General features: G+C 64.1%; 15 protein-coding genes. 5 read left to right on the top strand and 10 right to left on the bottom strand.

Translation table 11 applies throughout. The annotated features are described in order from the left end of the window. Nucleotides 1-184: 184 nt before the first annotated feature. A complete protein-coding gene (locus AB0M74_RS02345; protein WP_364900661.1) occupies nucleotides 185-997 on the bottom strand; it encodes a helix-turn-helix domain-containing protein in 813 nt (270 codons plus the stop codon). 115 nt (nucleotides 998-1,112) lie between these two features. Here AB0M74_RS02345 and AB0M74_RS02340 point away from each other — a divergent pair, with 115 nt between their 5' ends. Continuing rightward, nucleotides 1,113-2,045 carry an alpha/beta hydrolase gene (locus AB0M74_RS02340; RefSeq protein WP_364900660.1) on the top strand — a complete coding sequence of 311 codons (933 nt, stop codon included), beginning with the start codon at nucleotides 1,113-1,115 and terminating at the stop codon, nucleotides 2,043-2,045. A 565-nt stretch (nucleotides 2,046-2,610) separates the two neighbouring features. Here AB0M74_RS02340 and AB0M74_RS02335 read toward each other — a convergent pair. Next, nucleotides 2,611-2,967: a hypothetical protein gene (locus AB0M74_RS02335; RefSeq protein ID WP_364900658.1), complete on the bottom strand. Its 357-nt coding sequence runs from the start codon at nucleotides 2,965-2,967 to the stop codon at nucleotides 2,611-2,613. Nucleotides 2,968-3,811: 844 nt separating this feature from the next. On the opposite strand from AB0M74_RS02335, the gene AB0M74_RS02330 reads away from it, so the two are divergent. Both AB0M74_RS02330 and AB0M74_RS02325 read left to right on the top strand, forming a co-directional pair. Then, the gene (locus tag AB0M74_RS02330; RefSeq protein WP_364900656.1) at nucleotides 3,812-4,456 is read left to right on the top strand and encodes a hypothetical protein; all 645 of its coding nucleotides are present in this window, start codon (nucleotides 3,812-3,814) and stop codon (nucleotides 4,454-4,456) included. Next, entirely contained in the window at nucleotides 4,414-5,319 is a 906-nt protein-coding gene (locus tag AB0M74_RS02325) for a hypothetical protein (protein ID WP_364900654.1), read from the top strand. The genes AB0M74_RS02330 and AB0M74_RS02325 overlap by 43 nt, the downstream gene beginning before the upstream one ends. A gap of 133 nt (nucleotides 5,320-5,452) precedes the next feature. On the opposite strand, the gene AB0M74_RS02320 is transcribed toward AB0M74_RS02325, so the two are convergent. Beyond that, nucleotides 5,453-5,848: a nuclear transport factor 2 family protein gene (locus AB0M74_RS02320; protein WP_364900652.1), complete on the bottom strand. Its 396-nt coding sequence runs from the start codon at nucleotides 5,846-5,848 to the stop codon at nucleotides 5,453-5,455. A 127-nt stretch (nucleotides 5,849-5,975) separates the two neighbouring features. On the opposite strand from AB0M74_RS02320, the gene AB0M74_RS02315 reads away from it, so the two are divergent. Next, nucleotides 5,976-6,599 carry a TetR/AcrR family transcriptional regulator gene (locus tag AB0M74_RS02315; protein WP_364900650.1) on the top strand — a complete coding sequence of 208 codons (624 nt, stop codon included), beginning with the start codon at nucleotides 5,976-5,978 and terminating at the stop codon, nucleotides 6,597-6,599. Nucleotides 6,600-6,761: 162 nt separating this feature from the next. Here AB0M74_RS02315 and AB0M74_RS02310 read toward each other — a convergent pair whose 3' ends face one another. The 4 genes from AB0M74_RS02310 to AB0M74_RS02295 all read right to left on the bottom strand — a co-directional run bounded on the left by AB0M74_RS02310 (nucleotide 6,762) and on the right by AB0M74_RS02295 (nucleotide 10,778). Beyond that, a complete protein-coding gene (locus tag AB0M74_RS02310) occupies nucleotides 6,762-7,283 on the bottom strand; it encodes a hypothetical protein (RefSeq protein WP_364900648.1) in 522 nt (173 codons plus the stop codon). A gap of 232 nt (nucleotides 7,284-7,515) precedes the next feature. After that, entirely contained in the window at nucleotides 7,516-8,427 is a 912-nt protein-coding gene (locus AB0M74_RS02305; protein ID WP_364900646.1) for a thermonuclease family protein, read from the bottom strand. 25 nt (nucleotides 8,428-8,452) lie between these two features. Beyond that, nucleotides 8,453-9,673 carry a peptidoglycan-binding domain-containing protein gene (locus tag AB0M74_RS02300; RefSeq protein ID WP_364900644.1) on the bottom strand — a complete coding sequence of 407 codons (1,221 nt, stop codon included), beginning with the start codon at nucleotides 9,671-9,673 and terminating at the stop codon, nucleotides 8,453-8,455. 373 nt (nucleotides 9,674-10,046) lie between these two features. Beyond that, entirely contained in the window at nucleotides 10,047-10,778 is a 732-nt protein-coding gene (locus AB0M74_RS02295) for a hypothetical protein (protein ID WP_364900642.1), read from the bottom strand. An 880-nt stretch (nucleotides 10,779-11,658) separates the two neighbouring features. Between AB0M74_RS02295 and AB0M74_RS02290 the strand changes: the two genes are divergently transcribed. Continuing rightward, the gene (locus tag AB0M74_RS02290) at nucleotides 11,659-12,534 is read left to right on the top strand and encodes a class I SAM-dependent methyltransferase (protein WP_364900640.1); all 876 of its coding nucleotides are present in this window, start codon (nucleotides 11,659-11,661) and stop codon (nucleotides 12,532-12,534) included. Nucleotides 12,535-12,671: 137 nt separating this feature from the next. On the opposite strand, the gene AB0M74_RS02285 is transcribed toward AB0M74_RS02290, so the two are convergent. The 3 genes from AB0M74_RS02285 to modA are packed head-to-tail and all read right to left on the bottom strand — an operon-like array spanning nucleotide 12,672 to nucleotide 15,309. After that, on the bottom strand, nucleotides 12,672-13,721 hold the full coding sequence (locus tag AB0M74_RS02285; protein WP_364900638.1) for an ABC transporter ATP-binding protein: 1,050 nt from the start codon (nucleotides 13,719-13,721) through the stop codon (nucleotides 12,672-12,674). Continuing rightward, the gene (gene modB, locus AB0M74_RS02280; protein ID WP_364900636.1) at nucleotides 13,718-14,533 is read right to left on the bottom strand and encodes a molybdate ABC transporter permease subunit; all 816 of its coding nucleotides are present in this window, start codon (nucleotides 14,531-14,533) and stop codon (nucleotides 13,718-13,720) included. Before modB ends, AB0M74_RS02285 begins: the two co-directional genes overlap by 4 nt. Beyond that, nucleotides 14,530-15,309, bottom strand: coding sequence for a molybdate ABC transporter substrate-binding protein (gene modA, locus AB0M74_RS02275; RefSeq protein ID WP_364900634.1), 780 nt, complete (start codon nucleotides 15,307-15,309; stop codon nucleotides 14,530-14,532). The genes modB and modA overlap by 4 nt, the downstream gene beginning before the upstream one ends. Nucleotides 15,310-15,311: the final 2 nt, after the last annotated feature.

The raw sequence follows: 15,311 nt of genomic DNA, 5'->3' as shown, positions 1-15,311 counted from the left end.
GACGGTAGCCGGACGCATGCGGTCGCATATTCGACTGTCGCCAGTTCGACGAGGGCGGACACACCGCCCCTGCCTTCAGTACCCTCGCCGAGGACGACGCTCGTCACGCCAGGTCCTGATCGACGACCGGAGTATCAACCGCCTTCGCCTGGCCCCGCTTGCCCTGACGGACTGCAACGTTCGCTCAGCCGACCGAGCTCGACGGCCAGGCCCTGTCGTCCACCGCGAGCCATGGTTCGCCGGCTGCGGATGCGGGGGGCGTGCCGGTGAACGCGCGGACGTCGCGGTGCAGATGGGACTGGTCCGCGTAACCACTGTCGGCCGCCACTCGAGCGGGTGAATGGCCCCGGACCAATCGGTGCATGGCGTGGTCGAAACGAACCAGCATGGCGGCGCGCTTGGGTGTCAGGCCGATCTGGGTGCCGAAGCGTGACCACAGCCGTTGGCGGCTCCACCCGACCCGAGCGGCAAGGTGCTCGACGCGGAATCGGCCTCGGCTGATAGTGATTTGGCGCCACGCCCAGGCGACCTCCGGGTCGACCTGGAGGTCGTCTCGAAACCGTGCCGACAGCGTCGTGTCGACCAGTGCGAATCGTTCATGCCAGCTGTGCATCTCGTGCAGGCGCTCCAGCAGGCGCGCTGCGTCGTGACCCCAAAGATCATCGAGTCCAACAACGTTCCCGCTCAACTCGGCAAGCGGGAACCCGAGGACGGCGGGTGCGACCACCGGTGACAGGCGCACCTGTACACACGCGATGTCTTCGAAGCGCACCGGGGCCGCGCTGCCGGAGAGACCGAGGGCCAGGCTGCCCGAGTGACTTCGGCCTGACGAGTCGCGGACATCGAAGCAGTGGTCACCGAACTCGACGACCACCGTGACGGCCGGATGGGGAATGGCACTCAGCTGCGCCGGGCCGTCACCGTGAATACGGAAGCCGGCCATATCGACGCCGCGCAGTGCGGGTGTCCGCGATGGTCGTGCGATCTCCCAGGCCATACGCCGATTGTATGAGCGGTTCACGCCTGCCGCAGGCGCTGACATTTCTTCAAGACCTATCTCGTTGTCGCCCAGCAGGGTTGGTGGCATCACGCATTAATCGAAGGAGGACCCATTGGATGAGACCATCGACGCCGCAACGTCGAGTCGGCGGCGACACATCGGGCTGATGATCGTCGCCGTGTCGGCCGCACTGCTGATCGGCAACACGGTAGGTGTCTCGGCCGCCACACCGCACGATTCCCAGGAACAAATGGTGCACCTTCCGGACGGAGACATCCATGTTGTCTCCAGCGGGACACCCAACGCACGCGCGGTGGTGCTGCTGCACGGGCTGGCCGGATCGGCCGCATGGTGGGACCAGGTGATGCCCGCATCGGCACATCTGTACGTGGTGCGAATCGACCTGCTCGGGCACGGCAGATCGGCCAAACCGGACAGTGGTTACGCCATGGCCGAGCAGGCGCGCCGAGTCGGGGCTGTGCTCGATTCACTCGGCGTGCGCGACGCGATGGTCGTCGGGCATTCCACCGGCGGCTATGTGGCGACGTCGCTGGCCGAACAGCGCCGCGACCTGGTGAACGCAATCACGCTGATCGACACCGGTCCGCGCCTGGATGCGTTCACCGACAACGGCCCGGCAGGCGAGTTGCTGTTCATCCCGTCGATAGGACAACCCTTGTGGCCGCTGCTCCCGGATGCCGCCATTCGGAGTGCTCTGGGCACCGCATTCACCCGCGACGTACACATCCCCGACCAGATCGTCGCCGACGTCCGAGGCATGACCTACCGCAGCCTGACTGCGACGTCCGACGCGTCGGACACGTACCTCAGAGAACGGTCCGAACCGGATCGGCTCGCCGATCTCGGCCTGCGGGCAATGGTGATCTTCGGCTCGCGAGATCGGCGGTGGCAGCCATCGTCCTTCCAGGACTACCGCCGAGTCCCGAACGTTCGGATCGAGATCCTCGACTGCGGTCACACCCCCATGCTCGAGGAGCCCGATATCACCGACACGCTCCTGCGCGACTTCGCTGACCATCACTGAACACACGTGCCGCGACGGATCGAGAACTAAGACAAAATCCGCGGGCCGAGGCTGCGGCGACCGTGAATTCAATTGTGGCATAACCGAACACGTCTTGATGACACGGTGGACCTCTAATAATAGAATGTCACGCCCACTTCTCACCCCAACCCGATGTCACCTTGTCCGCTGCCGATGGGGAGCACGAAGTCGGGTGTGGCGCACCACTATTGCCAAGGCTCGGTGCGCCGCGGCTCGCAGCCAGGTTGCGGGAGCAACGCAGAAATCGCTGACAATCTGGGTCGCCAGTGCCGAGATCAGGCTGGCAGAGCTTTCCTGCTGGTCTTTCTCCTGACCGATCGCTCCCGGATCAGCAGTTGCCGGCTTGTCCTGAGCGGCAGCGGTGTTCCTTCGTGATGTTCGGACTCACCCTGGCTGCCGGATTTGGGAATACCTCCTGCAGGAGGGTGATCCGGCAGCTGGAGCTCGCGGCCGATCAGAGGTACCGGAGAACTGGCGCGTCAACTGCCACCACTGCCCGTGCCGCCGCCGGTGGTAGGCAGGCTGCCGGTCACGGGGCCTTTCATCATCGACTGTGGGCGCTCTGCGCTGCATTGTTGATGTAGTACACGGATCTGCGGTGGTCGCGGATCCGGCGCACACCCCACACGCTCAGCGCTACCGTGAGGCTCAGATACAGGATATAGGCGGTGTAGACCATCAATGGGCCGTAGTCGCCGGCCCACCCTGTCATCAGCGGCAGGAGGGCCAACCCAGCACAGGTGAGCACCATCCCGAGTGCCAGAGCTGGTATTCCCAGCGGTGCGAGCTCGTCATCGATTCTGCGCTGCTGCAGCACTCGGCGACTGCGGGCACTGGCCCGGTTCGGTCCGCCGATGACGGTGAAGGCATCGAGTGAATGGCTGGAAGCTCTGGTGACCATGATGTTCTCCAAGTGGGCCGCTCCGGTCGGCCGAGGGGTGATCTGCGGGCATCGTTGTTCACGTGGGCCGTGGACGGCGTGATTTCGTGCGTCGTGATGCAGGCGATCGGGGTATCCGGGCGAGCATCACAACCGATGGCGATAGCTATAGATAACTCCAGTTGCGGAAAGCTTCTCAGATGCAGAGCTTGGAGGAAACCCCAATTGCATTACGGAAAATCGAACACATAGGCGATGCCGATTCGTGACCGATATGTGCTGTCGAGGCTCCAGCCGGGGAAATGTCAGCCTTTCACATGTGCTGCCGGCAAGCCGGAGAGGATGAATCTCCTGGTTGTGATTTATAGAACCGTTATATCCAGGTACGGCAGAATTTGCCCGATCGGGCGCGGTATCTTGCAGGTAGGGGTGGCAAGGAATCCATCGAACCTCCGGTGTCGGCGCAATAGCCGCGGCGAAAGGGGTGCGGCCGGTGAGCGGCGCGCCTGCCGCAGACCGGCGGTAGCGCCGGAGTCGAGATCTATGCCGAGCTCAGCGGCGATGGAATGGCCGCCGCGGATCGGTCCGCGGATCACACCGGCCCGGAAACGGGCACACGAAGCTGTCGGCCTCCGCGGGCATGGCGGGTTCATCGGTCAACGCGATCCCTGCCCGCAGGCCGAACGGGCAGGTAGTTGAGCAAGATCTTCGGGCCGCCGGGGACAGCAGCCCGTTCCCCTGACCGGCGACGGCGGCCAACTCGGTGTCGCCGACGGCGTCAGTGCCGACCGTGAGCGTGGCAGCCGCATCCGAGGAGCAGGCGCATGCAATACAGGTAGGTGTTACTCGCGACAGTGCTCGGCCGGTGGCCGATATTGAGTGCAACCCTTCACCGAAGGAACAGGCGATGTCTTTTCCAACTCCGTATGCCGCCCTGCGCGCCGCCGATTTCACGATGGAACAGGCTCTCGAACAAGCGCTCCTGGACACCAGCACCTCGTTCCCGCTGTTCGGCTCTATTCCGCACATCGCATTATCGATTGCCGCTGTCGAGGGGCCGGATGATTTCCGCGAAGCCGGATTTGATTTCGGCCGGATGTTCTACTCGGCGAACCTCCTCGAGGCGGCGATTCTGTACTGCGCCTATCAACTTCCTACCGCTGTCGAGGACGCAGGCGACGCCTCGCGAGCGGCAAACGTCGCGTCAACCTACGCCGCGGCTCGCGCCTCAATGGATCCTGAGGCCGCCGGTGCTGTCCCGGCGATCGCCGAGGCGGGTATTCCCGTTGCCCAACGGGTTCTGCACTACGAGGAAATTCTCGCCACGATTCGGCGAAACAGTTCATCGTGGTCTGGCAGAACGCATTCGAAGCCGACCTGCCCTCGATGTCGTTCCTCGTCGAGCGCGCCGGGCGGGACTTGCTCGACGCCTGGGCACAGGCCGAACCAACCAGAACGGAGGCAGCCATGGATATCTCTGCCGAAATGCTGGCCGCGAAGGAAGCCCTGACGGCGGTGCTCGAGGATGCGCTGCCCTTCCTTCCGGGAGTCGTCGGGGTCGACATCGGTTACCGAGAGGAGGACCTCGAGCTGACCGACGATGTCGTCATCCGGGTGCTCGTGCGCGACCTGAGCGATGTGCCTGTCGCGCTACAAGGGCTGATATCACCGGTGGCGGCAGCGGTGACGCTCGTTGAGCGGGACCTCGCTCCACTCATCGATACCGCTGCACGGAATCCGCTCATCGGCGGCATCTCGATCGCGGCGGCCCACGGAGCGGCTGAGATCCAGGCCGGAGCCGGTACCTTCGGCGGCCTGGCCAATGACACGTTGTTTCCCGGCCCCCCGGTAGGGGTGACGTGCGCGCATGTCATCGCAAGCGGCGACGTGGAGGTCCATCAAGGTGACCCCATCCGGCAGCCAGAAGCGCCATTGCCCGGTTCTCGCCGTATCGGCAGGCTGTTCCGTTTCTCGGAACCCGAAGACATCGCCGTATTCACCGTCGACCAACCCGTGCTGGCGAACATCGTCGACATCGGCACCTACTCCGGGATGGCGAGGGCAAAGGGCGACGATATCGTCCGCAAACGCGGTAGGACCACCGAACTCACCTTCGGGCGGGTGACAAGCACGGGCCTGCAGATCCTCGGAAGGGGCACGCGTGCTATCGGATACGAGATTCGTCGACGCCCGACGGATCCGCCCTCGTTCTGCGATCGCGGCGATTCGGGTTCTCTCGTCATCAACGAGCAGAACCAAGTGGTCGGACTGCTCGCCCAACGTGGCCTGCCCAACCCCGGGGCCCCGGGATTCTTGTCTGGATTCGCGGTGCAGATCATCGACGCATCGGCGGCGGTAGGCATCACGTTCTGACGGCGCACAGGCCGAACGAATGATGGGTCCAGTGCCGATCGGGGTGGCCCACGGTCGCGGGCGGTAATCGCCACCTCCTCGGTCCGCGCTTCGAGATGTGGGTGTGCGGAATGCGCCTTCGAGCTCTGCCGGCTCAGGTGAGATCAGCGGGAGCGGCCAGCGCGGCTTGCATCGCCACTCCATCGACATAGGAGTGCTTTTCCCGCACCGCGCCACCCTCGATCAGCACCACATCCGCGAGGTCCACATCGACGGTGCCGCCGGTGGCCGAGGTGCCTGACAGTCGCCACTGGACCACCCAGAAGTCGTCGCCGACCCGCAGGTTGACCAGGTGGAAAGTCAGGTCTGGGACCAGGGCGAAGGTCTCCGCGGCCGCGGCGCGGATCTCGGCGCGCCCGCGAGCGGGTTTGCTGCCGGAGTGCAGGTGGAATATCGAGTCGGGCGTATGCAGGTCGGCGATGCGGTCGGGGTCACGGTCGGCCCAGCAGGCGTGGTAGCGCTCGAAGAGATCTTTGGTGGTAGCGGACATAATCCGAAATCCTTCTAAGATACAAACAGGATGACTGTATGTTCCAGGATGGTGGTATCGCTGGTCAAGGGGTGACGTAGCTCGGATCGAAGAGGGATTCGGTGCTGCCCTAGACTTCAACGTCGCTATGAACGCTGATCGTCGAACCCAAGCCGAGCGCTCGTCGTCGACGCGCGCCGCGGTGATCCGTGCCGCGCGAGAACTGTTCGGCCAGTACGGATATGGCGCGGTGAGCACGGTCGCGGTCGCCGAGACCGCAGGTGTCAGTCGTGGTGCGCTCTATCACCAGTTCAGCGAAAAGCGGGATCTGTTCGAGGCGGTGTTCGAGGACCTCGAACGCAGTCTGGTCGAGGTGATCGGTGCCGCGGTCGCCGAGTCGCAGTCCGATGATCCGATCGCCGATCTGATCGTGGGATGCCTGGCGTGGCTGCGGGCGTCGGCAAGTCCAGAAGTGCGACGGATCGCGCTCCTGGACGGGCCTGCGGTACTCGGATGGCGCCGCTGGCGGGAGATCGAACTGCGACACACGATCGGTCTGGTGGAGAACGCCTTGGCCGGGGCGATCGCTGCGGGACGCATCAGAACCCAGCCCGTGCGGCCGCTCGCGCTGGTCATCGTGGGCGCACTGGACGAGGCCGCCCAATACCTGGCGCACTCCGAAGGTGATGCTGAGGACACAGCGGCCATCGGCTCGGTGATCGAGCAGCTCATCTCCGGTCTCGCGGTCGACTCGGAACCTCAGCGCGGGTAGGTCCGGCTCCTCACGCTGTCGACCGATTGGCCCCAACCATCGGCGGCCACCCTTCGAGAGGCTTTCCGTACCCCGGCGGCGCGAAATACGCGTGAGTTGCTCCGTCGCTGAAGGATTCCCGTGTGCTCACGTCGGGTATTCCTTGGTGGCGTTCGGGTCGATCTACCAGCGGACCATGGGCAGCGGACGGGTGGGATGAGTCAGCGCGTAGGTGATGACACGGCGGGCGAGGAACTGATGGAAGCCGAGGTAAGGCAACTGCGCGACGACAGCTTTGACATCCGCGCGAGTCACCGGGCGGCGCAACAGTCCACCGCTTGCGTCGATTCGGTCGGCGATACGGAATGTTTCGGTCAATCGGTCGTCGTTGCGGCGCAGACGATGGTGGTCGAGGACCATCCGTCGCGCGCTGTCGAGGTCGTCGATTCCGAACTCGGCGGCGTGTTCGGTCACCAGATCCGCCGAGGGCTTCAGGTAGTCGAAGGTCCCGGCGGTCCAGATGCCCAAGTCGTGCGCGGCCCACGCCAGTGCCGCCGTGTCGGGCACCGGCTCGCCCAACAGCAACTGCTGATAGTTCAGACTGCGGAGTACATGATTGCGATAGACCGGCAACGCATCGCCGAGCTTTCGGCAATGTCGATCCAGTACGGCGTCCACAATCGGATGGGACGTGCGGACCTTCATGTGTCGCCCCCGTACGGCTCTGGATTGGGTACCTTCCGGACGCTACACGGGAATGTTGGTGAGTCCGATCTTCGTGAGATTCCAGAATCACTTGCGGAGAATGTAGGACTCCCCGGGCAACGTCACGCAAGGGACACATCCTCTTCGGCGATCGTGACAAGGCCGAGGCGGGATCGGAGTCATGGCCGATCTCGATGATCCCGACGACCACGGTCGGGGCACGCGACGCCGGCTATCGGATACCGACCAGCCTGGGGGAAGGTGTCAGGTTCAGGCTGCTGACGGCGGCGCGGACGTCGGTCGGCCAGAAGAAGAGCCGGTAGGTGGGGTCGATGTCGAAGTAGTCCTCGGGGCCGACCAGCACTCGCGTCCGCATGTCGGCGCAGTATCGGTCGCGCCAGGCGAAAGGATCCGGTACCGGCTTCTTGTCGACGATGATCGATTTGGTGATCGCGTACAGCCTCTCCACGCAACGGTATTCGTACGCGGGCATAGTTGTCGGCTCGTCCCAGATTCCGCGTCTGGCGGTGACCGCTTCGTCGGCGGCGCTGAGGAACAGGGGCAAGTCGAGCTCGCCGGGGATCGATGGATAGATGATGAACGTCGCGGCCCAGCCCGCGCGCACCATGTCGAGGTTGAACGTCGAGCGCTGCTCGCGGGTCAATGTCGCCCGTTCCTGCTTCGAGTAGTTCGGAGCAAGGTAGGCGAGTAGCCGTCCGTTGCCATCGAAGGGGGTGTCCGCGGTGTGCACGAACAGTGTTCGCAGGGTCGCGTCAGGTCGTGTCAATCGTTGGGCGGCATTGGCTTTGGCGAAATCCGCTGCCTGCGCGCCCTGGGCGAACTGTATGGTTCCTGCCTTGCCGGTGGACAGTTTGGGGAGCAGGAAATCGGCGAACCGGCGCGACACCGGTACGTCGGTCGGCCGTTGCTGGATCCACTCTGCGAGCTGAGTGAACTTCTCGTCCACCGCCATCGCGCCTTGTGGTGAACCGGCGGTGATTTCCGGTGTGTCGATCGATAGCATCCGAACGGGCATCCGGATGCTCGGTGTGTCGCCATCGTGAATGTCCACCAACGCCTTCGGATCGAGCGACGGCATGCTGGTCCCGCTGGGTGACCAGAAGATTTGCACTGCCTCGAGCATGACGGTTCCTTTCATGGTTCAGGACTTAATGAAAGTCGCCTGGTCCGGGGAACAGGCCCCTGCCGTAAGGACGGGGCTCGTTCGGGTTGGCGGCGACGAACTCTGCCGCGTCGGCGGCGTCGAGGAACAGCTGCGCACTGATTTCCTGCTGCTCCGGCTTGCTACTGCAGGTCAGTTCGGCGGCTCGGCGGAGCCATAAGCCGATCTGCTGGTAGGTCGGCTCATGGCCGCTCTGCACAATCTTTGCGATGTAGCCGTTGTCGAAGAACAATTCCGGGTCGGTCTCGGCGAAGTAGAAGAATGCGGCTTCGCACAGTTCGGCCGGCGGCAGGAACTTCGCGGTGAAGGGATCGCCTGCGTCCTCCTGCTCGATGATCCAGGTAACGTGGCGGGCGTTCATTTCGTTCACGAAGTGCATGAGTACCAAGGCGGTCCGGGTCGCGGGGTTCCCCGACAGGCTCGCGGCGAGGTGGGGATCGAGGAAGGTGTCGGTATCGAAGGTCGGCGTGAACTCCACGTTCGCGCCCTCGTTGCGCATGTGCGTCAGCTCGTGGCAGAGCTGGCCACGGAAGCTGGCCTTCGCTCGCCGTCCGTCCGGGTGGTGGGTCAAGAATTTGCGGCCACGAATCAATCTGTCGCTCAGGGAGATTGCGCTACGTTGCCGACCATCGGAGTCGGCGAAGGACACGGTGACACCGGATGCTCGCTCGGGTAGCCCGGCGAGAATATCGATGGAATCGGTTGGTATTCGAGGATCGTTCACACCGCGGGCCCGGCTGGCCGCGACGATGGCCAGGCAGTTGCCGGAGGTGAGGTTGTCGAGCATCGAGAAGCCGAGATCGTGCTGTTGGCTGTTGAACGGCGCCCGGACCAGTGGCGCGAGTTCCAATCCTACGAAGGGTTCCACTCGATGCTCGGCGACGAACCCAGCGAGCTCACCGACGTCGGCGTCACCCCGGACGACGGGATCGTTGAACATCGACTCATCCAGCTTGCCCGACGTGCCTTGACCTACGACCGGATCTTCTGGCGACAGGTGCTGTTCGTGCTTGAATTCGGTGACCGCCGCGCCGGTCTGGGCGCCGAAGATGCCGTCGAGTATCCCGGAGTCCTTGCCCAACCTGCGCAAAGCTTCCTGCACCCGCATGACGGAAAGGTTTTCCTCGGGCTCCATCATCCGGTGGGAACCGGTTGAACACAGCTCCAACACCGGATCGCCGGAGAAGCGATTCGATCTCAGGCCCATGTCGCACCTCGCATTCGCTCATTGCCTGAGCACGCGCCGGACGCTCGCGTGCCAGGTCGACGCTTGTCGGGATGTCCAACAATGGGCAGAGGGCTCGCACTGTTCTCGCGTCAGGTAGATCGTGCGCTCGAACCTCGGACCGCACACGAGTAGTCGGTACTCGACTTCTCGGCGGAATGCGATGGCGGAGAGTGCACACCGCATCGGCGACTTCGTTGCTGTAGTCGCCTCCCGCGCCGAACGAACGGCGGATCAGCTCCCGCTGGACGCACCGGTGTGAGGTCCATGCGGCCGAGGTCAGCCCGTGGTGGGCTGCCCATTCGCCGACGTCTGCGCGGTCGAGCCGGCCGTGGCGCGGCTTCACCACACCGTTCTAGTGGACCCGGCTTGCGGACTCCGCAAGGCTTTCGAGGATGATCCGGGTCTTGCTCTCCCGGACATCGCTGATCGACAGTCCGGTACCTCCTACAGCCGCCTCGAAATTGCGCTGTACCGGTTCCGGATCGTTGCCATCGGCGACACGGATCGATAGCTCGAGGAAGTCGAATCCGTTGACGATCCACCGCTCGGCGTTCACGTCGCCGACGTCGAATCCTTCGAGTGGTACGTCCCGCCATTTCGTCGCCTCGATCGCGCCGAGCACAGTTAGTTCTTGCTGGAGTGCGTCGGGTATCTCGCCGCACTGTGCCAGGAACTGACGCTGAATGTCGCCGAAGACCGTGGTCGGATCGGCATTGCCGTCGGCAACGCGGTCAGCGAGGCCTGGCTGGAGTTTCGCTACAGCAGAGGCAGCCAGCACGTGATTCGCACCCGACCAGTCCCCTTCGACCTTGTAGCTGAAGTCCGGATCGATGTGGAAGTTCGCGGTCCAACGCCCTACCAGCTGATCCGGTACGCACGGCCGCAGCTTGACGTTCGATTCGTCGGAGTTCTTCTCGCTGCGCAACCGCAGGATGATCCCTGCGTCCAGGAGCGGAACGAATGATCTGTGACCACTGGTGATCTCCAGGAACCGCACACGTCGCGGTTTGCCTTTCGGTAGACGCAGAATCTCACGCGACCGCTCGAAGTCGCCTGCGATGTTGATCTTGATCTCAGTGTCCATGATGGATCGACTTTCTTCGGGTAGTTCCGTGTGACACGTCGGGTGGTGTTGCCTCCCGACGACTCCGGCTGTCGGACTCGCGATCGCAGGCGATCGAGCACGATACGACGTCTCCTGCGCGCAGTGCGAGCGCCGCCCGTAAGAGTGTGGCGAACAGCTGCGTGCTGTCGGCGCGCCGAATTGTGGTGTTGCCCGGATCCGTTCGCATTGCCCATCGCGCGCCCCATGTCATGTTCGGATGAAGCCCATCGGTGATAGTTGTGCCGTGCCAACGACTTCGATGCACGAGTCCGCACGGCCGCGAGGAACCTCATCTCCACCAACGGCCGAGTGACTCGGAAGCGACATCGACGCTACGACGATGTCGTAAGTCGATACTGGGCCACGGATCCGACGTCGGCGCGGGTACCGGAGTACTTGAAACGCACGCGGGCCGGCCCGGACGCTCGAATCCTGAACGAAAGCCGCCATTCAAGGCAGTCGAGTTCCGTACGACTATGCAGTGGTCGACGGTCCGCCGCATCCGAGCCCCACCCGGCCTCCTACGGGCTGAATCGAGCGTGCCCAGTGTGCCGTGTACCGATTCTGTAATCGGTTGAGACTCCACCTACGGGCAATTTATCGCCGGCGTTTATCGCTCGATGCTCTAATCCGCCACGACCTGTGACCGGATATGCGCGGTTCGGGGTCGGGGGTGGCATATCTTCGTTGGCGAACATCTGTTGCGTTTGCTCTCTCACCGTGAAGGAGAGGTCTCGACGATGAACAGTTCTTGGATCGCGCGCGCTGTATCAGCGGGCGCGGCCTGAGCGCACTCTCGCCATGTGCTGGAGGCGAACAGGCGTTGGCGCGGGCGGGTTAGTGGGCGTGCTGGTCGACGATGCCGACTCGGCCGCCACGACCCTGGCCCCGTGCGGCGCTGATCGAATCGGAGCGATACGGCGAAGGCCAGTTCGAAGTTTGTGCCATACCACTATTCGGCAAGTCTGACGTTCATTCTGGATACGGAGGCGTTGTGGACTGGGAGTTGTGGCAGCGTAGTTGGGATCAGCAGCAGGAGCTGTATCTACCTGAACGCGAGGAACGGTTCCGGGTGATGCTGGATGTGGTAGCGGCCGCAGTGGGGCCGACACCGTATATTCTCGATTTGGCTTGTGGGACAGGCACTATCAGTCGGAGATTGTTCGCGCGGTTTCCAGCAGCGAGATCGGTCGCGGTCGATGTGGATCCGACGATGCTGGCGATTGCGCGGGGATCGTTCCAGGGGGATCCACGGATTACGTTTCTGACGGCTGATCTGACCGAGCCCGGTTGGATGGAATTTTTGCAGGACGAGCCATTCGATGCCGTACTGACCACGACGTCGACACATTGGATGAAGAGTGAACATGTGACGCGGTTATATGCCGATCTGGCGAAGCTGGTTCGGCCGGGTGGGGTATTCGTCAATGCCGATCACATGCCTGATCCGGAGACTCCCATGCTCAACGCCATAGATGCGGCTGTTCAGGACGCGCATCAGGAACGCGCCCGTGCCGCGGGTGCGCTGGATTGGGATCAGTGGTGGGCAACGGTGGCTCGCGACCATGCCTTGGCCGAGGAGCACGAGGGCAGCCGATCGATTTTCGACCGGCACAGCGGGGGCGAGGAACATCCAGCCGCGTGGCACTGCCTGCAGTTGAAGGAAGCGGGGTTCCTCGAAGTGGGTGTGGTGTGGCGGTCGATCAGCGACGCAATGGTGGCCGCGATCAGGTGAGGACATGATCGGTCCGGACTCCACAGCTGGGCGATCGGCGCGCAGCTGTGGAGTTTCGGTGGCTAGCTTTTGCACCCGGAATCCTCTGTACCCGTTCGTGGTTCGTCTCCGATTCAATCCGACGTGGCGGGGGTGCGTCACGCTGGATAGGTGTGGACTTCGGTGGCCTTGAGCGCGGCCCACAACGGTGCTCCCGTCTGCAGACGCAGATCGGCGACGGTTGCGGGGGTGACGTCGGCGAGAACGGATGGCGAGCCGTCGAGGCGGACTCGGGTGGTGTGGGCGTGTTGTTCGAGCCCGACTATGGTGACCGGCCAGGCGTTTCGCGGGCTGCCCGCGGGTTGTTCGAGATGCAGACTCACTGCGCTGGGCGGGAACGCGACATGGACCGCACCCTGGGCTGGTTCGGCCACGGTGAGTGCGCCGCCATCGTCGAGGTCGACTGTATTGCCGTGGGCGGTGCCGCGATAAAGGTTGAGGCCCACCAGATTTGCGACGTAGTCGGAGCGTGGTCGGCGCGCTACTTCGCTGGGCGGTCCTTCTTGGACGATGGCGCCCTTGTCCAGTATGACGAGGCGGTCGGCGAGCACCATCGCGTCGAGCGGGTCGTGGGTGACCAGCACCGTATGCCCGGTGTACTCGGCGAGATGGTGGGCCAGGTCGGAGCGAACGTGCAAACGGGTACTCGCGTCCAGCGCGGCGAGTGGTTCGTCGAGCAGCAGCAACTGCGGGTCGGTCGCCAGTGCACGGGCCAGCGCAACCCGCTGAGCTTGACCGCCGGAGAGCGTGCGAGGTTTGGCGTGTAGGTGCTCGGCGAGGCCGACACGGTCGAGCCAATACTCGGCGCGGTCGCGGGCCGCGCGGCGGTGCTGCCCGCGGGCGAGCAGCCCGAAGGCGACGTTGTCCTGGGCGGACATGTGCGCGAACAGCAGGTAGTCCTGGAAAACGACGCCGACCGCGCGTCGCTCGGCGGGGATGAACAGCTTCGGCGGTGTGTCCCAGACGTTGTCGTCGAGCCGGATGCGGCCGCCGGTGAGCGGGGTGAGCCCGGCCAGCGTTCGCAGCGCGGTGGTTTTGCCCGCTCCATTGGGCCCCAGCAGCGCGACGACTTCGCCGGCTGCCACGGTGACGGTGACGTCGAGTTCGAATTTGTCTCGGGTGACACGGATTTCGGCATCGAGGGTCATATCGCACCTCGCGTCCACCGGTCCCGCAGCGCCGCCAGCACAGCCACCGACACGAAGAGCAGGACGAGGCTGAGCACGATCGCGTCCTCGGGATCGGTCTCCAAGGCGAGGTATACCGCCAGCGGCATGGTTGTCGTCTTGCCGGGGAAGTTGCCCGCGAAGGTGATCGTGGCACCGAACTCACCGAGAGCGCGGGCCCAGCACAGCACCGCGCCCGCGATCACGCCTGGCATGACCGAGGGAAGGGTGACCCGACGGAAGGTCAGCCAGCGCGATGCGCCGAGAGTGGCGGCGGCTTCCTCGTAGCGCGGGTCGGCGCCGCGCAGTGCACCTTCGACGGAGATGACCAGGAATGGCATTGCCACGAATGCCTCGGCCACGACCACCCCGGCGGTGGTGAAAGGCAGTGAGACGCCGAACCATTCGTACAGATGGCGGCCGATGATCCCGCGTCGACCCAAAACCAGCAGCAATGCGACGCCGCCGACAACCGGGGGTAGCACCAGCGGAACTGTCACCAGAGCTCGCACGAACCTCAGCCCAGGTAACTCGCCGCGAGCGAGCAGCCACGCCAAGGGGATGCCGAGCACCAGGCAGACAACCGTCGCAGCGCTCGCACACACCAGCGAAAGACGTAGTGCCTGACCTACTTCGGCGCTGAAAAGCCGATCGGGCATGCTGTGCCACGGCGCACGCAGCAGCAGACCGGCCAGTGGCAGCAACAGGAACGCCACGCCGCAGACGGCGGGCAGCAGGAGAATGAGCGGTCGTCGCCCCCGTGCTGTCCGTCGCCGCGTCGACGTCGAGGTCACGGGTTGTCGAATCCCGCCTTGGTGAACACCGCGTGGGCTCGGTCGGACCCGACGAACGTGACGAATGCGGCGGCGGCCGCGGAGTTCGGCGCTTCGGCCAGCGGCGCGACCGGATAGTCGTTGATCGCTTTGTCGGCCTCGGGGAAGTCGATGCCCTCTACCTTGTCGCCGGCGGCCTTGACGTCGGTGCGGTAGACGAGTGCTGCATCGACCTCGCCGAGGGTGACTTTGGTCAGCACTGCTTTGACGTCGGCCTCACGGGTGTCGGGTTGTGGGGTGACACCAGCGACCTCGAACACAGTCTTGGCGGCGGCACCACAGGGCACCTGTTCGGCGCACAGTGCGATCTTCGGTTCGGTCTTGCCGAAATCGGGGAGTCCGGTGATATGGCCGGGGTTGCCCTTGGGGACCGCGATTTCGAGGCGGTTGCGCACGAACGTTACCGGCTTCGCGGTGATGTCGCCCGCGTCGACCACCTGCTGCATGTTCTTCGGCGACGCCGACGCGAACACGTCGACCGGTGCGCCCTGCTTGATCTGTTCGGCCAGTGCCGAGCTCGCGCCGAAGCTGTAGACGACCTTGACGCCGGGGTGCGCGGCTTCGAACTGCTTGCCCAACTCGGTGAAGGTCTCGGTCAGCGACGCGGCGGCGAACACGGTCACTGTTCCGGAGATCTTGTCGGTGGGGGCTGGGTCGGACGATATATCCGATCCGCAGCCGATCAATGTCAACGCGACGGTGCCGGTCAGGGCAATCGCACTCAGGGAACGAATCATCC

It is taken from the genome of Nocardia sp. NPDC051463 (assembly GCF_040681975.1).
Taxonomy (GTDB): domain Bacteria; phylum Actinomycetota; class Actinomycetes; order Mycobacteriales; family Mycobacteriaceae; genus Nocardia.
Note: the sequence above shows the minus strand (reverse complement) of the source record. Positions and strands in the feature narration are given on the sequence as shown.